The organism is Methylorubrum pseudosasae, assembly GCF_029504475.1.
Taxonomy (GTDB): Bacteria; Pseudomonadota; Alphaproteobacteria; order Rhizobiales; family Beijerinckiaceae; genus Methylobacterium; species Methylobacterium extorquens.
In genome coordinates, this window is sequence record NZ_JAQGDU010000002.1 from 4,101,450 (window position 1) to 4,116,095 (window position 14,646).

General features: G+C 68.2%; 13 protein-coding genes. 10 read left to right on the top strand and 3 right to left on the bottom strand.

The annotated features are described in order from the left end of the window. The first annotated feature begins 5 nt into the window (after positions 1-5). From fliE to recA, 6 genes are all read left to right on the top strand, one after another. Positions 6-329 (top strand): flagellar hook-basal body complex protein FliE, encoded by a 324-nt coding sequence (gene fliE / locus M2437_RS20365; RefSeq protein WP_253388524.1) that lies wholly within the window; start codon positions 6-8, stop codon positions 327-329. Positions 330-410: 81 nt separating this feature from the next. Further along, positions 411-677, top strand: coding sequence for a flagellar biosynthesis protein FliQ (gene fliQ / locus M2437_RS20370; protein WP_003603418.1), 267 nt, complete (start codon positions 411-413; stop codon positions 675-677). A gap of 45 nt (positions 678-722) precedes the next feature. Further along, positions 723-1,499, top strand: coding sequence for a flagellar biosynthetic protein FliR (gene fliR / locus M2437_RS20375; RefSeq protein WP_056458832.1), 777 nt, complete (start codon positions 723-725; stop codon positions 1,497-1,499). A gap of 102 nt (positions 1,500-1,601) precedes the next feature. Beyond that, positions 1,602-2,666, top strand: a complete 1,065-nt coding sequence (flhB, locus tag M2437_RS20380; protein WP_056458829.1) for a flagellar biosynthesis protein FlhB — start codon at positions 1,602-1,604, stop codon at positions 2,664-2,666. A gap of 158 nt (positions 2,667-2,824) precedes the next feature. Continuing rightward, on the top strand, positions 2,825-5,536 hold the full coding sequence (gene cckA / locus M2437_RS20385) for a cell cycle histidine kinase CckA (protein WP_253388525.1): 2,712 nt from the start codon (positions 2,825-2,827) through the stop codon (positions 5,534-5,536). A 276-nt stretch (positions 5,537-5,812) separates the two neighbouring features. Beyond that, complete coding sequence (gene recA / locus M2437_RS20390; RefSeq protein ID WP_373691185.1) at positions 5,813-6,892, top strand: recombinase RecA; 1,080 nt, start codon at positions 5,813-5,815, stop codon at positions 6,890-6,892. Between the two features lie 82 nt (positions 6,893-6,974). On the opposite strand, the gene M2437_RS20395 is transcribed toward recA, so the two are convergent. Then, a complete protein-coding gene (locus tag M2437_RS20395; protein WP_253388526.1) occupies positions 6,975-7,577 on the bottom strand; it encodes a glutathione S-transferase family protein in 603 nt (200 codons plus the stop codon). A gap of 74 nt (positions 7,578-7,651) precedes the next feature. On the opposite strand from M2437_RS20395, the gene M2437_RS20400 reads away from it, so the two are divergent. The 3 genes from M2437_RS20400 to M2437_RS20410 all read left to right on the top strand — a co-directional run bounded on the left by M2437_RS20400 (position 7,652) and on the right by M2437_RS20410 (position 12,374). Beyond that, the gene (locus M2437_RS20400) at positions 7,652-8,359 is read left to right on the top strand and encodes a helix-turn-helix transcriptional regulator (RefSeq protein ID WP_253388527.1); all 708 of its coding nucleotides are present in this window, start codon (positions 7,652-7,654) and stop codon (positions 8,357-8,359) included. Between the two features lie 94 nt (positions 8,360-8,453). Next, positions 8,454-11,129, top strand: coding sequence for an alanine--tRNA ligase (alaS, locus tag M2437_RS20405; protein WP_253388528.1), 2,676 nt, complete (start codon positions 8,454-8,456; stop codon positions 11,127-11,129). 183 nt (positions 11,130-11,312) lie between these two features. Next, positions 11,313-12,374 (top strand): zinc-binding metallopeptidase family protein, encoded by a 1,062-nt coding sequence (locus M2437_RS20410; RefSeq protein WP_253388529.1) that lies wholly within the window; start codon positions 11,313-11,315, stop codon positions 12,372-12,374. A gap of 37 nt (positions 12,375-12,411) precedes the next feature. Here the strand turns inward: M2437_RS20410 and M2437_RS20415 are convergent, their stop codons facing one another. Beyond that, positions 12,412-13,020, bottom strand: coding sequence for a YqgE/AlgH family protein (locus M2437_RS20415; RefSeq protein WP_003600708.1), 609 nt, complete (start codon positions 13,018-13,020; stop codon positions 12,412-12,414). Positions 13,021-13,143: 123 nt separating this feature from the next. Between M2437_RS20415 and M2437_RS20420 the strand changes: the two genes are divergently transcribed. Further along, positions 13,144-13,626 (top strand): peroxiredoxin, encoded by a 483-nt coding sequence (locus M2437_RS20420; protein ID WP_003600710.1) that lies wholly within the window; start codon positions 13,144-13,146, stop codon positions 13,624-13,626. A gap of 48 nt (positions 13,627-13,674) precedes the next feature. Here the strand turns inward: M2437_RS20420 and thrB are convergent, their stop codons facing one another. Beyond that, positions 13,675-14,640, bottom strand: a complete 966-nt coding sequence (thrB, locus tag M2437_RS20425) for a homoserine kinase (protein WP_015822938.1) — start codon at positions 14,638-14,640, stop codon at positions 13,675-13,677. Positions 14,641-14,646 lie beyond the last annotated feature (6 nt).

Below are 14,646 nucleotides of genomic sequence, written 5' to 3' on the forward strand. Positions count from 1 at the left end.
CCCCGATGACGACCTCCGCCTTCGCCGCCGGCGCCTACGGCGCGGCCCAGAGCCTCGCCCGCCCCGGCGCCGTCAAACCCGTTCAGGGCATGGCCCAGGGCCTGAACGCACCGGGCGGCTTCACCGGCTTCCTGCAGCAGAGCCTCGACAACGTCGCCCAGTCCGGCGCGCAGGCCGACCGCGCCGCCCTCTCGGCGGCCACCGGCAAGGCCAACGTGGTGGATGTGGTGACGGCGGTGGCCGAGAGCGAAACCGCTCTCCAGACCCTGGTCGCCGTGCGCGACCGCGTGATCTCCGCCTACGAAGAGATCATGCGGATGCCGATCTAGTTTTTCTGGCCCCTCGACCCGCAGGCGGGATGAGGGGAGGCCGTCGATGCACCGCAGAGCAGACGAAAAGTCCAAAGCCCCATGACCGGCCTCGCCATCCTCGACATCGCCCGCGACGGCATCTTCGTCTTCCTGAAGGTGGCGGGGCCGATGATGATCGTCGCCCTCGTCGTCGGCCTGATCGTGTCGCTGTTCCAGGCGCTGACGCAGATCCAGGAGCAGACGCTCATCTATGTGCCGAAGATCGTCGCGGTGTTCGGGGTGATGCTGCTGATGCTGCCCTTCATCGGCGACGCCATGGCCGCCTACATGGCCCGCATTGCCGCCCGGATCGCCGCGGGCGGATGATGCGGCGGCAGCGCCGGCCGGCCCAAGCGTGTAGGATGAGCCGGCATGACCACGCCGCTCGACCTGCTGCTGCCCGGCCTCGCGGCGGCCTTCCTCATCACCTTCGCCCGGGTCGGCACGTTGATGATGCTGATGCCGGGATTGGGCGAGCAGCTCATCGCCAGCCGCCTGCGGCTCGCCCTCGCTTTGCTCGTGACGCTGGTGCTGTTCCCGACCGTGCGGCCGATGCTACCGACCGGCAATGCGGCCTTGGCAGCGCCCTCCCTGATCGGGCTGCTGATCGGCGAGATCCTGATCGGGCTGATGCTGGGCCTCTGCGTACGCATGATCGTCGCCGCGCTCCAGACGGCGGGCGTGGTGATCTCGCAGCAGCTCGGCCTGTCCTACGCCATGACCGTCGATCCGACGATGGGCGGACAGCAGGCGGCGATCGGCAACTTCCTGGCGATGCTCGGCGTCACGCTCATCCTGGCGACGGATCTGCACCACGTCGCCCTCGAAGCGATCGGGCGCAGCTACCTCCTGCTGCCGCCGAGCGGCGTGCCGGCGATGGCGGATGCGGCCAAGCTCGCGCTCGATGCCTTCAGTCGCAGCTTCGCCCTCGCGGTGCGGATCTCCGGGCCGTTCATCGTGTTCGGCATCCTGTTCAATCTCGGCCTCGGCGTGCTCTCCCGGCTGATGCCGCAATTACAGGTGTTCTTCCTCGCGGTTCCCGCCTCGGTGATCATCGGCATGATGCTGCTGGTCGGAGCGCTCGGCCTCATCATGGGGCTGTTCCTCGACGATCTCGGCCGCTATCTCGGCGCGTTCCTCGGGCGCTGATGTTTCAGGCCCTCGCCTCTTGTGTGCGCATCGTCTTTCTCCGAAAGCCGGGGACCACCTTTCGGGACGATGCGCTGATCCGGAACCGGGGAGCCTGAGCCGGTGTCCGACGAGACCGACGACGAGGACAAGACCGAAGACCCGACGCCACGGCGCATCGAGCAGGCGATCGAGCGCGGCGACGTCCCCAACTCACCTGAAATCAACACCTTCTTCATCCTGGCGGCCTTCACCCTCGCCCTGATGCTGTCGGCCCGCCCGGTGGCGGAGGGGCTGACCCGCGACATGCGCGGCTTCCTCGAACATGCCGGCGGCCTGCCCTCGGATTCGGGCACTTATCTCGGCGTGGCGCTGCGCGCGGCTTGGGTCTGTGCCAAGGCGCTCGCCGTGCCGCTGGGCATCGCGATGCTCGCGGCCATCGCCGCCGGCCTGATCCAGCACCGGCCGATCTTCACCGCCGAGAGCCTGATGCCGAAATTCGCGCGCATCTCGCCGATGGCGGGCGCCAAGCGCCTGCTCGGCATGGATGCCTGGGTGAATTTCGGCAAAGGGCTGGCCAAGATCATCGTGGTGGGCACCATCGCCGGGACGATCCTGTGGAGCGAGCACGACCGGGCGGAATCCTTCGCCCAGCTCGATCCGGGTGTGGCGCTCCAGGGCACCCTGACGCTCGCCCTCAAGATGATGGGCGGCATGCTCGCGGTCTACGCGGTGATCGCGCTCGGCGACGCGCTCTACCAGCGGAACCGCTGGCACAAGCGCCTGCGCATGACCAAGGAGGAGATGAAGCAGGAGCACAAGGAGAGCGAGGGCAGCCCCGAGGTGAAGGCCCGGATCCGGCAGTTGCGCCAAGCGCGCGTGAAGAAGCGGATGATGGCCGCCGTGCCCACCGCCACCGTGGTGGTGACGAACCCAACCCACTTCGCCGTGGCCCTGCGCTACGAGGCCGGGATGGCCGCTCCGATCTGCGTCGCCAAGGGCGTCGACTCGCTGGCGCTGCGCATCCGCGCCGTCGCCGCCGACCACGACGTGCCGGTGATGGAGAACCCGCCGCTCGCCCGCGCCCTCCACGCCACGGTCGAGGTCGATGAGGAGATTCCCGCCGAGCACTATCGCGCAGTTGCGGAGGTCATCGGTTTCGTGCTTCGCCTTCGCCGAGCCGCCTGAGGCTCGATGCGGTTCCGCATGGGACGGCGAAGTCGTTCAGGCGCCACGGTTTATGCACCATTGTCCGGCAATGCTCCGGCAAAAGGCGCGGCATTTGACGACCCACAGGGCTCGCAGCAGCCATGTGCCGTCCGTGTGCGAGGGATGGGTAGGGCCTGATGGCTGAGGTCAGCGGACCAGCGGTGCCGGCGTCCGGTTCGATCGATCGTTCGGAACGGCCCGGCCGGGTCGGCCTGCTGCTGATGCTGGCGGGCCTGCTCGTCGGCGCGGTGGTGGGACTGTCCTTCGTCGCCAATGAGCAGGCGCAGCCGCTCATCCTCGCCCTGCTGGCGCTGCTCGCGATGGCGGGCGTGTTCTTCCTGTTCGCCCTAGCGATCGGCGCGCTTCAGCTCGCCGGCCCGGCCTCGCGCGACGACATCACCCGCGCCATCGTCGACGCCGCCCCCGAGGGCAAGCTCGTCGTCGAGGATAACGGGCGGATGATCTACGCCAACGAGGCCTATATGCGCCTTGCCGGCGGCGACAGCTTTTCGAATCTCCGCTCCATCGAGCGCATCTTCGTCGGCGCGCCGGAAGTCTCGGAGGCGGTCTATCGGCTCGCGCAGGCATCCCGCGACGACCGCGCCTATGCCGAAGAGATCCGGATGTCGCCGCCGCCCGGCGGCGCGGCGGACCGCGACTTCGCGTGGTACCGCATCGCGGTTCGGCCGATCCCGCGCCACCGCGGCTCCGCCGCGCTCTGGACGGTGAGCGACATCACCCACGAGCGCGAGCGCCAGGAAAACGTCTTCCAGGAACTTCAGCACGCGATCGACTATCTCGACCACGCCCCCGCGGGGTTCCTGTCGATCGATGCGGCCGGCTCGATCGTCTACATGAACGCGACGCTCGCCTCCTGGCTCGGCTACGATCTCGCCACCGTCGGCTCCGGCGGGCTGAAGCTCCTCGAGATCGCACCCGGCGCCGACATGCTCACCGCCTCGCCGGGCCTGCCCGGCGAAGTGCGCACCGACCGCTACGATATCGACCTGCGCCGCCGCAACGGACAGCCGCTGCCGACGCGGCTCTACCATCGCGTCGCCTACGGGCAGGACGGGGCACCCGGCCCCTCGCGCACCTTCGTGCTCAACCGCTCCGCCGGATCGGATGCCGACGAGCCGCAGCGCGCGGCGGAGGTTCGGCTCGCCCGCTTCCTCAACAACAGCCCGATCGCCATCGCCACCCTCGACCGGGACGGCCGGGTAATCCGCGCCAACACCTCGTTCGTGCGCCTGTTCGCCGGCATGCCGCGCCAGCCCGCGGCGGAGGGTGGCCGCGACGCGCCCGATCCGATGATGCGCGACGCGGTGCTGGAGCGCGACCGTGGCGTCATCGAAGGCGCGCTCGCCCGCGCCGCCAACGGCTTCGGCGGCCTCGATCCGATCGAGGTCGGCCTGTCCGGGCCGGGTGATCGCTCGGCTCGCGTCTGGATGAGCCCGGCGGATTCCGACGGGACGCCGAGCCCCGATGCCGAGGCCCGGGCCGGCAGCGATGGCGACCATGAACGAGTGATTCTCTACGCCCTCGACACGACGGCCCAGCGCCAGCTCGAACAGCAGGTCGCCCAGACCCAGAAGATGGACACGGTGGGCCAGCTCGCCGGCGGCATCGCCCACGACTTCAACAACGTCCTCCAGGCGATCATCGGCTACTCGGACCTCCTGCTCGCGAGCCACCGGCCGACCGACCACGCCTTCCAAGACATTATGCAGATCAAGCAGAACGCGAACCGGGCCGCGTCCCTGGTGCGCCAGCTGCTGGCCTTCTCCCGCCGCCAGACCCTGCGTCCAGAGGTGATGGATGTCGGCGAGGCGCTCTCCGATCTGACGCTCCTGTTGAAGCGCCTGCTCGGCGAGCGCGTGCAGCTCGATTTCCGCCACGGCCGCGAGATCTGGCCGATCAAGGCCGACGTGAACCAGTTCGAGCAGGTGATCGTGAACCTCGCGGTCAACGCCCGCGACGCGATGCCGGGCGGCGGCAGCCTGACGATCCGCACCGCCAACTGCCCGGTCGATGGCGAGCGGCCGGTCGGCATCCCGGCGGGCGATCACGTCATGATCGAGGTGACCGATACCGGCGAGGGCATCCCGCCGGAGGTGCGCCAGAAGATCTTCGAGCCGTTCTTCACGACCAAGGAGATCGGCAAGGGCACCGGGCTCGGGCTCTCGACGGTGTTCGGCATCGTCAACCAGTCCGGCGGGGCGATCGACGTGCAGTCGACGGTGGGCGAAGGCACCACCTTCCGCATCTACCTGCCGCGCCACGAGCCGGGCATCGAGGCCCTGCCCGAGCCGCTGCCGCCGCCGCGAACGGCCTCCGGATCGACGATGATCGGCGCCTCCGAGCGTTCCGAGCCGAAGCCCGCTACCGGTGATGACACCGAACCGAAATCGGCGACGGAGTCCGGCTCTCCCGCCGCCCGTCCCCCGGAGCCGCCGCCAAAGCCCGCGGCGGACCATACCGGCCAAGGCACCGTCCTGCTCGTCGAGGACGAGGACCCAGTCCGTGCGGTCAATTCACGGGCGTTGTCCGCCCGCGGCTACACCGTGCTGGAGGCGGCCTCCGGCATCGAGGCGCTGCGCCTGATCGAGGAGCATGCCGACGGCATCGACGTGGTGGTCTCCGATGTCGTGATGCCGGAGATGGATGGGCCCACCCTGCTGCGCGAGCTGCGCAAGCACATGCCCGACCTCAAGGTGATCTTCGTCTCCGGCTACGCCGAGGACGCCTTCCGCAAGAACCTGCCCGAGGGCGAGACCTTCAACTTCTTGCCCAAGCCCTTCAGCCTTAAGCAGCTCGTCGAGACGGTGAAGCAAACGATGGCGAGCTGATCGCGGCGGGGAAAGTTCCACTTCTCGCGGGAAGCGATCGGCCCCCGAATTCGCTCAAGGCGACATCGGGTGGAGGGCATTCAACGGTCGGTGTCGTCGCGGGCGATTGCGACCGACGGCTTCGCTTCCACGTTCTCTTCTTAGGTGCGTAAGCCGCGACGACGGGCTTGCGCATTGAGAACAAAACAAGTACGAAATCCATCAGCTCCGGCGGATTGAGCGCCGTGCCCCTCCCATGCATAAGGAAGCCTTGCGATGGCCCAGCCTGCGCTGAAGATGGTGGATTCCTCGACAATGGCAGCAGCCGACAAGGACAAGTCCAAGGCGATCGAGGCTGCGCTGACGCAGATCGAGCGGGCCTTCGGCAAAGGCTCGATCATGCGCCTCGGCAAGTCCGACAAGGTGCAGGAGGTCGAGACCATCTCCACGGGCTCGCTCGGCCTCGACATCGCGCTCGGCGTCGGCGGCCTGCCGCGCGGCCGGGTGGTCGAGATCTACGGGCCCGAATCGTCGGGCAAGACGACGCTCGCGCTCCACACGATTGCCGAGGCTCAGAAGAAGGGCGGCGTCTGCGCCTTCGTGGATGCGGAGCATGCCCTCGACCCGGTCTATGCGCGCAAGCTCGGCGTCAACCTCGACGACCTGCTGATCTCGCAGCCCGATACCGGCGAACAGGCGCTCGAAATCACCGACACGCTGGTGCGCTCCGGTGCCATCGACGTGCTGGTGGTCGATTCGGTCGCCGCGCTGACGCCGCGCGCCGAGATCGAGGGCGAGATGGGCGAGAGCCAGCCGGGCCTCCAAGCCCGCCTGATGAGCCAGGCCCTGCGCAAGCTCACCGGCTCGATCTCGCGCTCGAACTGCATGGTGATCTTCATCAACCAGATCCGCATGAAGATCGGCGTGATGTACGGCAGCCCCGAGACGACCACCGGCGGCAACGCGCTGAAGTTCTATGCCTCGGTGCGCCTCGATATCCGTCGCGTCTCGACGCTGAAGGATCGCGACGAGGCCATCGGCAACTCGGTGCGCGTCAAGGTCGTCAAGAACAAGGTCGCGCCGCCCTTCAAGCAGGTCGAGTTCGACATCATGTTCGGCGAGGGCGTGTCGAAGGTCGGCGAGCTGATCGACCTCGGCGTGAAAGCCGGCATCGTCGAGAAGTCGGGCGCGTGGTTCTCCTACGACAGCCAGCGCCTCGGCCAGGGTCGCGAGAACTCGAAGGGCTTCCTTCGCGACAACCCCGACATCGCCAACAAGATCGAAGCCTCGATCCGCCAGAACTCGGGACTGGTCGCCGACCGGATTCTCGAGACGGCCAAGCCGACCGCCGACGATCTCGATGAGGGTGAGGCGTAAAGCGCCTCGCTTCACCGGTAGAATAAATGAAGCCCGTCGCGAGCGATCGCGGCGGGCTTTGTTCTGCGCCGAGGGCGAGCGGTCAGGCCGCCGCATGCCTCGCGTCGAACTCGGCCGCGAACCGCGCGCCGGGCCGGTCCGTGCAGCGATCGACCCAGGCGTCGATGGTCGGCTCGCCGGGCTTGCCGAACCAGGCGTAGGGCGAGTGCAGGAGGAGGTCGGCGGCACTGAAGTGGTCGCCGAGCAGGAAGGGCCTGTCCTTCAACGTTTCGGCGAGCCGTGCCTTGATGTCGGCGCTCGTGCGGAAGGTGCGCGCGATGGCGGGATGATCGAGCCCGATGGCCTCCAACGTCAGGACCGGCTCGACGACGCCGGCGTACCAAGCGAGCCAGCCGAGATAGGTACCGCGCTGCGGGTGGCCGGCGGGGATGCCCAAGCCGGTCTTCGGAAACAGCTCGGCCAAGTACTGGATGATGGCGCTCGACTCCCGCACCAGGACGCCGTCGTGGTCGAGGAGCGGCACCTTGCCTTCCGGGTGCGGGTTGCGCGGGTCGCGCGCGCCCGAGCCGTCCATGCGCGGGATCGTGACGGTTTCGATCCGCACGGCATCGAGTGCGTCGAGGTCCTTGAGGAGCGCGACGATGCGGGTCGAGCGGCTTTGCGGGGCGTGGAACAGCGTGATCATCGGTGGCCTCTGGCTGGCGGGTTGCCAAGCCAGGGTTTAGTCCAGGGCACCTGCCAGTTTCCGTCAGTTGGGCGATGGCGCGAACCGATCGACTCTTCCGTCTACTGCACGCGATGCGCGTCCTGCCCTCGCCGGTCACCGCCGCGCGGCTGGCCGAGGAAACCGGCGTGTCGCTGCGCTCCCTCTATCGCGATATCGACAGCCTGCGCGCCGCCGGCGCCCGGATCGATGGCGAGCGCGGCTACGGCTACCGTCTGATCGAGGACGTTGCCCTTCCGCAGCAAACCTTCGATCGAACGGAGATCGAGGCGCTGGTTCTCGGTCTCGCCGAGGTCCGTCATATGGGCGACCCGGCCTTGGCCCAGGCCGCCGCTTCGGCGCTGGCCAAGGTCGCCGCCACCCTGCCCGACCGGGCCGAGCAGCACCTGCTCCACGCGGTCTCGCAGGTCCGCCGCTCCGAGGCCCGCTTCTCCAAGATCCCCGACATGGAGACGATCCGGGCCGCGTGCTGGCGGGAGGAGGCTCTGGCGCTTCGCTACAGCGACAAGGACGGCGCGGTCACCGAGCGGCAGATCCTGCCGCTCTCCATCGTCTATCTCGACAGCAAGATGACCCTGCTGGCGTGGTGTTGCCTGCGCGAGGCGTTCCGCATGTTCCGGCTGGATCGCATCGAAGACGTGCGGATGGCGGGCACCAGCTTCCGCCCACGGCGGGTCACGCTGCTGCGCAGCTACCTCACCGAACTGAGGGGTCGCGCTGGGCCGCGCAATGAGCCGACGTGACTCGCAAAGCTTGGGCCCGTATGAGGGCGCGAGACTGACCGCCGTGCTGTCCTCAGCCGGCTCCCCGACGCGACATGATGTTCGAGCCTATCCGATGAGCGGCGTCAACGAGATCCGATCGACCTTCCTGGACTACTTCCGGGATGCCGGGCACGCGGTGGTACCCTCGTCCTCGCTCGTGCCGAAGAACGACCCTACGCTGATGTTCACGAACGCCGGCATGGTGCAGTTCAAGAACGTCTTCACCGGGGTCGAGAAGCGTCCCTACGTCAAGGCGACCTCTTCGCAGAAATGCGTCCGCGCCGGGGGCAAGCACAACGACCTCGACAATGTCGGCTACACCGCGCGGCATCACACCTTCTTCGAGATGCTCGGCAACTTTTCGTTCGGCAACTACTTCAAGGCCGACGCGATCGAGCTCGCTTGGACGCTGATCACCAAGGAGTTCGGCCTGTCGCCGGAAAAGCTCCTCGTCACCGTCTACGCGGACGACGAGGAGGCCGCGGGCCTGTGGCGGAAGATCGCCGGCTTCTCGGATGAGAAGATCATCCGGATCGGCACCTCCGACAACTTCTGGCAGATGGGCGATACCGGCCCCTGCGGCCCGTGCTCGGAAATCTTCATCGACCAGGGCCCGACGCTGGCGGGCGGACCGCCCGGTTCTCCGGACGAGGATGGCGACCGCTTCCTCGAATTCTGGAACCTCGTGTTCATGCAGTACGAGCAGGTCGAGCCGGGGGTGCGGAACTCCCTGCCCCGGCCCTCGATCGATACCGGCATGGGCCTGGAGCGGATGGCCGCCATCCTCCAGGGCGTCCATTCGAATTACGACACCGACCTGTTCCGCGCGCTGATCGATGCGGTGGCCCACGCCGTGTCGCGAGCACCGGAGCCGTCGACGCGCGCCTCCTACCGCGTCATCGCCGACCACCTGCGCTCGACCTCGTTCCTGATTGCCGACGGCGTGCTGCCGTCGAACGAGGGCCGCGGCTACGTGCTGCGCCGGATCATGCGCCGGGCCATGCGCCATCTCGAACTGCTCGGCGCCCGCGATCCCGTCATGTACCGCCTCGTGCCGACCCTCGTGCGCGAGATGGGACAGGCCTTCCCCGAACTCGCCCGCAGCGAGGCGCTGATCTCCGAGACCCTCCGGCTGGAGGAAGGCCGCTTCCGCAAGACCCTGGAGCGCGGCCTCGCCATCCTCGACACCGAGACCCGCGATCTCGCGGCCGGCCAGAACCTGTCCGGCGAGACGGCCTTCACGCTCTACGACACCTACGGCTTCCCGCTCGACCTGACGCAGGACGCGCTGAAGGCGCGTGGCATCGGCGTCGACACGAAGGCCTTCGACGCGGCGATGCTGCGCCAGAAGCAGGCGGCGCGGGCCGCGTGGCAGGGCTCGGGCGAGGCCGCGACCGAGACGGTCTGGTTCGGCATCAAGGAACGCACCGGCGCCACCGAATATCTGGGATATGACACGGAAGCGGCCGAAGCCGTCATCGGCGCCCTTCTGCGCGACGGCAGCGAAGTCGAAACACTGGAGGCGGGCGAGAACGGCATCGTCGTCGCCAACCAGACCCCGTTCTACGGCGAATCCGGCGGTCAGGTCGGCGATACCGGCACGATCTCCGGGCCCGGCCTCAAGGCACGCGTCACCGGTACGGAAAAGAAGCTCGGCGACCTGTTCGTGCACCATGTCACGGTCGAGGAGGGTACGCTCGCCGTCGGGGCGGCGGTGGAGCTGAAGGTCGATCACGCGCGCCGCGCCGCGATCCGCGCCAACCACTCGGCGACCCACCTCCTCCACGAAGCCCTGCGTCAGGTGCTCGGTGACCACGTTGCCCAGAAGGGCTCGCTCGTCGCGCCCGAGCGCCTGCGCTTCGACATCAGCCACCCCAAGCCCATTGACGAGGCGGAGCTGAGCCGCGTCGAGGAGATCGCCAACGCGGTCCTGCTCCAGAACGCGCCGGTGGTCACGAAGCTGATGGCCGTGGACGAGGCGATCGAGTCGGGCGCCCGCGCCCTGTTCGGCGAGAAGTACGGCGATGAAGTCCGCGTCGTCTCCATGGGCCGGCCCGTGGATGACGAGGGCCGCGAGGTCGAAGGCCGCCTGCCGAACTTCTCGATCGAATTGTGCGGCGGCACCCATGTCTCGCAGCTCGGCGAGATCGGCCAGATCACCGTGCTCGGCGAGAGCGCGGTCGGCGCCGGCGTGCGCCGGATCGAGGCGATGACCGGCACCGCCGCCCGTCGCCACCGCGCCACCGAGAGCCGCACACTGAGCCAGCTCGCCGGCCTGCTCAAGGCGCCGGTCTCGGACGTGCCAGAGCGCCTCTCCACGCTCATCGAGGAGCGTCGCCGCCTCGAAAAGGAGCTGGCGGATGCGCGCAAGAAGATCGCCATGGGCGGAGCCTCGGGCGGCGGCGACGAAGCCCGTGAGATCAACGGCGTGAAGTTGATGGCCCGGGTGGTCGAGGGCGTCGAGATGCGGGATCTGAAAGGTCTCGCCGACGAGGGCAAGACCCGCCTCGGCTCGGGCATCGTCGCCCTCGTTGGCGTCTCCGCGGACGGCAAGGCCGGGCTCGTCGTCGGCGTCACCGAGGATCTGACCGAGCGCTACGACGCGGTCGGACTGGTGCGCGCCGGTGCTGGCCACCTCGGCGGCAAGGGCGGCGGCGGACGGCGCGACATGGCCCAGGCCGGCGGCCCGGACGGCGCCGGTGCGGACGCCGCTCTCGCGGCGATCGCGGAGGCCTTGGCCGCAGGCTGACCGGCCTCCGCGCACGCGGCGGTCGGGGGGAAGAAAAACATTGTCGCTCGCGGAACGGTGAGCGTGTTCGCGGCTTGGTTGGCGGCCAATCCCCGCCGCCTCCGAGCCTTGTGCCCGGCGCGTCCCGTTTCCCGATCCGGCCCGCACTGGATTCGGGACAGGGCGTCAATGTCCTGTGAGCCGATGAAACTCTTTCGCTGCCAGTCCTGCGACAACGTCCTCTATTTCGAGAACCGCTCCTGCGAGCGCTGCGGCCATCGGCTCGCCTACCTGCCGCAGCTCGGCCGTATCTCGGCCCTCGAGCCTGCGGGTGACAACACCTGGACGCCGCTCGCTGCGCCGGATCGCCCGGGCTTCTTCTGCACCAACGCCGCGCACGACGCCTGCAACTGGATGGTGCCGCCGGGTACGACCGACGCCTTCTGCCTCGCCTGCCGCCATAACGGCACCGTGCCGGATGTGAACGAACCGGTGAATCTGGAGCGCTGGCGCGAGATGGAGCATGCCAAGCACCGGCTGTTCTACACCCTGCTGCGCTGGAACCTGCCGCTGAAGACCCGCGCCGAGGATCCCGAGCACGGGCTGATCTTCAACTTCCTGGCCGACTCGCCGGATTCGAGCGGCCCCAAGGTGATGACCGGCCACGAGAACGGCATCATCACCATCGCCCTGGTCGAGGCCGACCCAGCCGAGCGCGAGAAGCGCCGCACCTCGATGGGCGAGCCCTACCGGACGCTCCTCGGCCATTTCCGCCACGAGGTCGGCCACCATTACTGGGACATCCTCGTGCGCGACGCCGGCAAGCTGGAGCCGTGCCGGGCGGTGTTCGGAGACGACTCGCAGGATTACGGCGCTTCGCTCCAGCGCCACTACAATCAGGGTCCGCCGCCGAACTGGCAGGAGAACTTCGTCTCGGCCTACGCCACCACCCATCCGTGGGAGGACTTCGCCGAGACCTGGGCCCACTATCTCCACATCGTCGATACGCTGGAGATGGCGAGCGCCTTCGGCATGCAGGTGAAGCCCAAGGCCGATGTCGAGGGCGAACTCGCCACACGGGTGGATTTCGACCCCTACGCGGCCGAGACAGTCGAGCAGATCATCGATGCGTGGCTGCCCTTCGTCTTCGCGATGAACAGCGTCAGCCGCACCATGGGCGAGGGCGACCTCTATCCGTTCGTGCTCGGCCCGGCGGTGGTGACGAAGCTCGGCTTCATCCACAACCTCGTGCACGGTCGGGTGTAGAAAACCTCGCAACGTTCGCCGACGGACGGGCCTCGCCTCAGGCCCGTCCGGCTTCCGCCGAGAGCATGGCGGGATCGATGCCGATCGCCTTGAGGACCTGATCGTACTTGGTACCGAGCCCCGGATCGAAGATCAGGTCCGGATCGGCCGGGCAGTTCAGCCAGCCATTGGCCAGGATCTCGTTCTCCAACTGGCCCGCCTGCCAGCCGGCATAGCCGAGCGCCAGCACGGCGTTCGAGGGTCCGCGTCCGTCGGCGATGGCGCGCAGGATCTCCACCGTCGCTGTGAGGCACACGCCCTCGTCGATCTGCAGCGTCGATTGATCGATGTGGAAGTCGGCGGTGTGGAGCACGAAGCCGCGCTTGGCATCGACCGGTCCTCCCATCAGCACCGGCATGTGACCGACGCGCTCGCGCAGGCGGATCGCGTCGGACTCGCTGGCAATGTCGAGCTGGATCAGGAGATCCGGCATGCTCAGATCCGCGACCGGCTTGTTGACAATGATGCCCATCGCCCCGTCCGCCGAGTGCGCGCAGAGATAGATCACCGAGCGCGCGAAGCGCTCGTCGCCGATCCCCGGCATGGCCACGAGGAACTGGCCGTCGAGATAGGCCGTGTCTTTGAGCGAGGGATCGGGCGTCTGCATGGGACTATGCTACTGCGCTGGCCGTCATTGATCCATAAGGCAAACGCGCACGCGGCGCGGCCGTGCCTCGACAGTCGCGCGAAGCGCGTCTAACGGTTCGCGGCTTTTGCGAGGAGAGCACGGATGACGATTCAGGTTGGCGATCACCTGCCCCAGGCCACCTTCCGGGTGAACGGGCCGGACGGTCCGCAGGCCAAGACGACCGACGACGTGTTCAAGGGGCGCCGCGTCGTGCTGGTCGGCGTGCCGGGCGCCTTCACCCCGGCCTGCCACCGCAACCACCTGCCGGGCTTCGTCGCCAAGCGCGAGGAGATCCTGGCCCGCGGCATCGATGCGATCGCCGTGACCTCGGTCAACGACATCTTCGTGCTCAACGCGTGGCAGCAGCAGAGCGGCGCCGAGGGCATCGAGTTCCTGGCCGACGGCAATGCCGAATTCGCCAAGGCGATCGGCCTGGAAATGGACGGCTCGGGCTTCGGCCTCGGCCCGCGCTCCCAGCGCTACGCGATGCTCGTCGATGACGGCGTGGTGCGGATCCTCAACGTCGAGGACACCCCGTCCAAGGCCGAGGTCTCGGGCGCCGAAGCCCTGCTGAAGGTGCTCTGAGCCACCCGACATGAGCCCTCCCCGGCACCGGGGAGGGTTCGATCCGTCTTACTTCTCCCAGCCGTAATCCCGCGCGTCGGTCGCGGTGCGGTGGAAGGCGAGACGGCGGTCGTATTCCAGCGGGTCCTTGGGCTGCACCAGGGCGCCGGGCGGCACATTGAGCCAGTCCACGAGGCGGGTCAGCATGAACCGCATGGCCGCGCCCCGCGCCAGGATCGGCAGCGCCGCGATTTCGGCCGGTTCGAGCGCCCGCACCGCATCGTAGCCCGCGATCATCGCACCCGCCTTGTCGCGGTGGAAGGTGCCGTCGGCGTCGAAGCACCACGCGTTGAGGCTGATCGCCAGATCGTAGGCGAAGGCGTCGGTGCAGGCGAAGTAGAAGTCGATCAGGCCCGACACGGCGTCGCCGATGAAGAACACGTTGTCGGTGAAAAGGTCGGCGTGGATGACGCCGGCCGGCAGCCCTTGCGGCCACGACGCCTCGAGCCAATCGAGGTCGGCGCGGGTGCGGGCCGCGAGGCCGGGCGCCACGGTATCGGCCTGCGCTTCAGCCTGCACGAAGAGCGGGCGCCACGCTTCCACCGACAGATTGTTCGCGCGCACCATCGGAAAATCGCGGCCGGCGGCGTGAAGCCCCGCCAGCGCAGCGCCGAGCGCCCGGCAATGCTCGGCGTTCGGGCGGCTCAACGACACGCCTTCGAGGAAGGTGACGATCGCCGCAGGCCGGCCGCAGAGATGCCCGAGGGCAGTACCGGCGCGGTTGCGGACCGGTTGCGGACAGGCGAGGCCGGCCCGTGCCAGATGGCCCATCAGGTTGATGAAGAAGGGCAGATCCGCCGCGTTCACCCGCTTCTCGTAGAGGGTGAGGATGTAGTTGCCCGTGCTCGTATGCAGGAAGAAGTTCGAGTTCTCGACGCCTTCCGCGATGCCCTTGTAGGAGAGCAAATCGCCGAGTTCGTACTCTCTGAGGAAGGCGCGCAGCGCCTCGTCGGATACGTCGGTGTAGACCGCCACGGTGCC

Bases quoted from the DNA above. Each gene is read 5' to 3' on its own strand.
- fliE (WP_253388524.1), top strand. From the start codon at position 6: ATGACGACCTCCGCCTTCGCCGCCGGCGCCTACGGCGCGGCCCAGAGC.
- fliQ (WP_003603418.1), top strand. From the start codon at position 411: ATGACCGGCCTCGCCATCCTCGACATCGCCCGCGACGGCATCTTCGTC.
- fliR (WP_056458832.1), top strand. From the start codon at position 723: ATGACCACGCCGCTCGACCTGCTGCTGCCCGGCCTCGCGGCGGCCTTC.
- cckA (WP_253388525.1), top strand. From the start codon at position 2,825: ATGGCTGAGGTCAGCGGACCAGCGGTGCCGGCGTCCGGTTCGATCGAT.
- recA (WP_373691185.1), top strand. From the start codon at position 5,813: ATGGTGGATTCCTCGACAATGGCAGCAGCCGACAAGGACAAGTCCAAG.
- M2437_RS20395 (WP_253388526.1), bottom strand. From the start codon at position 7,577: ATGATCACGCTGTTCCACGCCCCGCAAAGCCGCTCGACCCGCATCGTC.
- M2437_RS20400 (WP_253388527.1), top strand. From the start codon at position 7,652: ATGGCGCGAACCGATCGACTCTTCCGTCTACTGCACGCGATGCGCGTC.
- alaS (WP_253388528.1), top strand. From the start codon at position 8,454: ATGAGCGGCGTCAACGAGATCCGATCGACCTTCCTGGACTACTTCCGG.
- M2437_RS20410 (WP_253388529.1), top strand. From the start codon at position 11,313: ATGAAACTCTTTCGCTGCCAGTCCTGCGACAACGTCCTCTATTTCGAG.
- M2437_RS20415 (WP_003600708.1), bottom strand. From the start codon at position 13,020: ATGCAGACGCCCGATCCCTCGCTCAAAGACACGGCCTATCTCGACGGC.
- M2437_RS20420 (WP_003600710.1), top strand. From the start codon at position 13,144: ATGACGATTCAGGTTGGCGATCACCTGCCCCAGGCCACCTTCCGGGTG.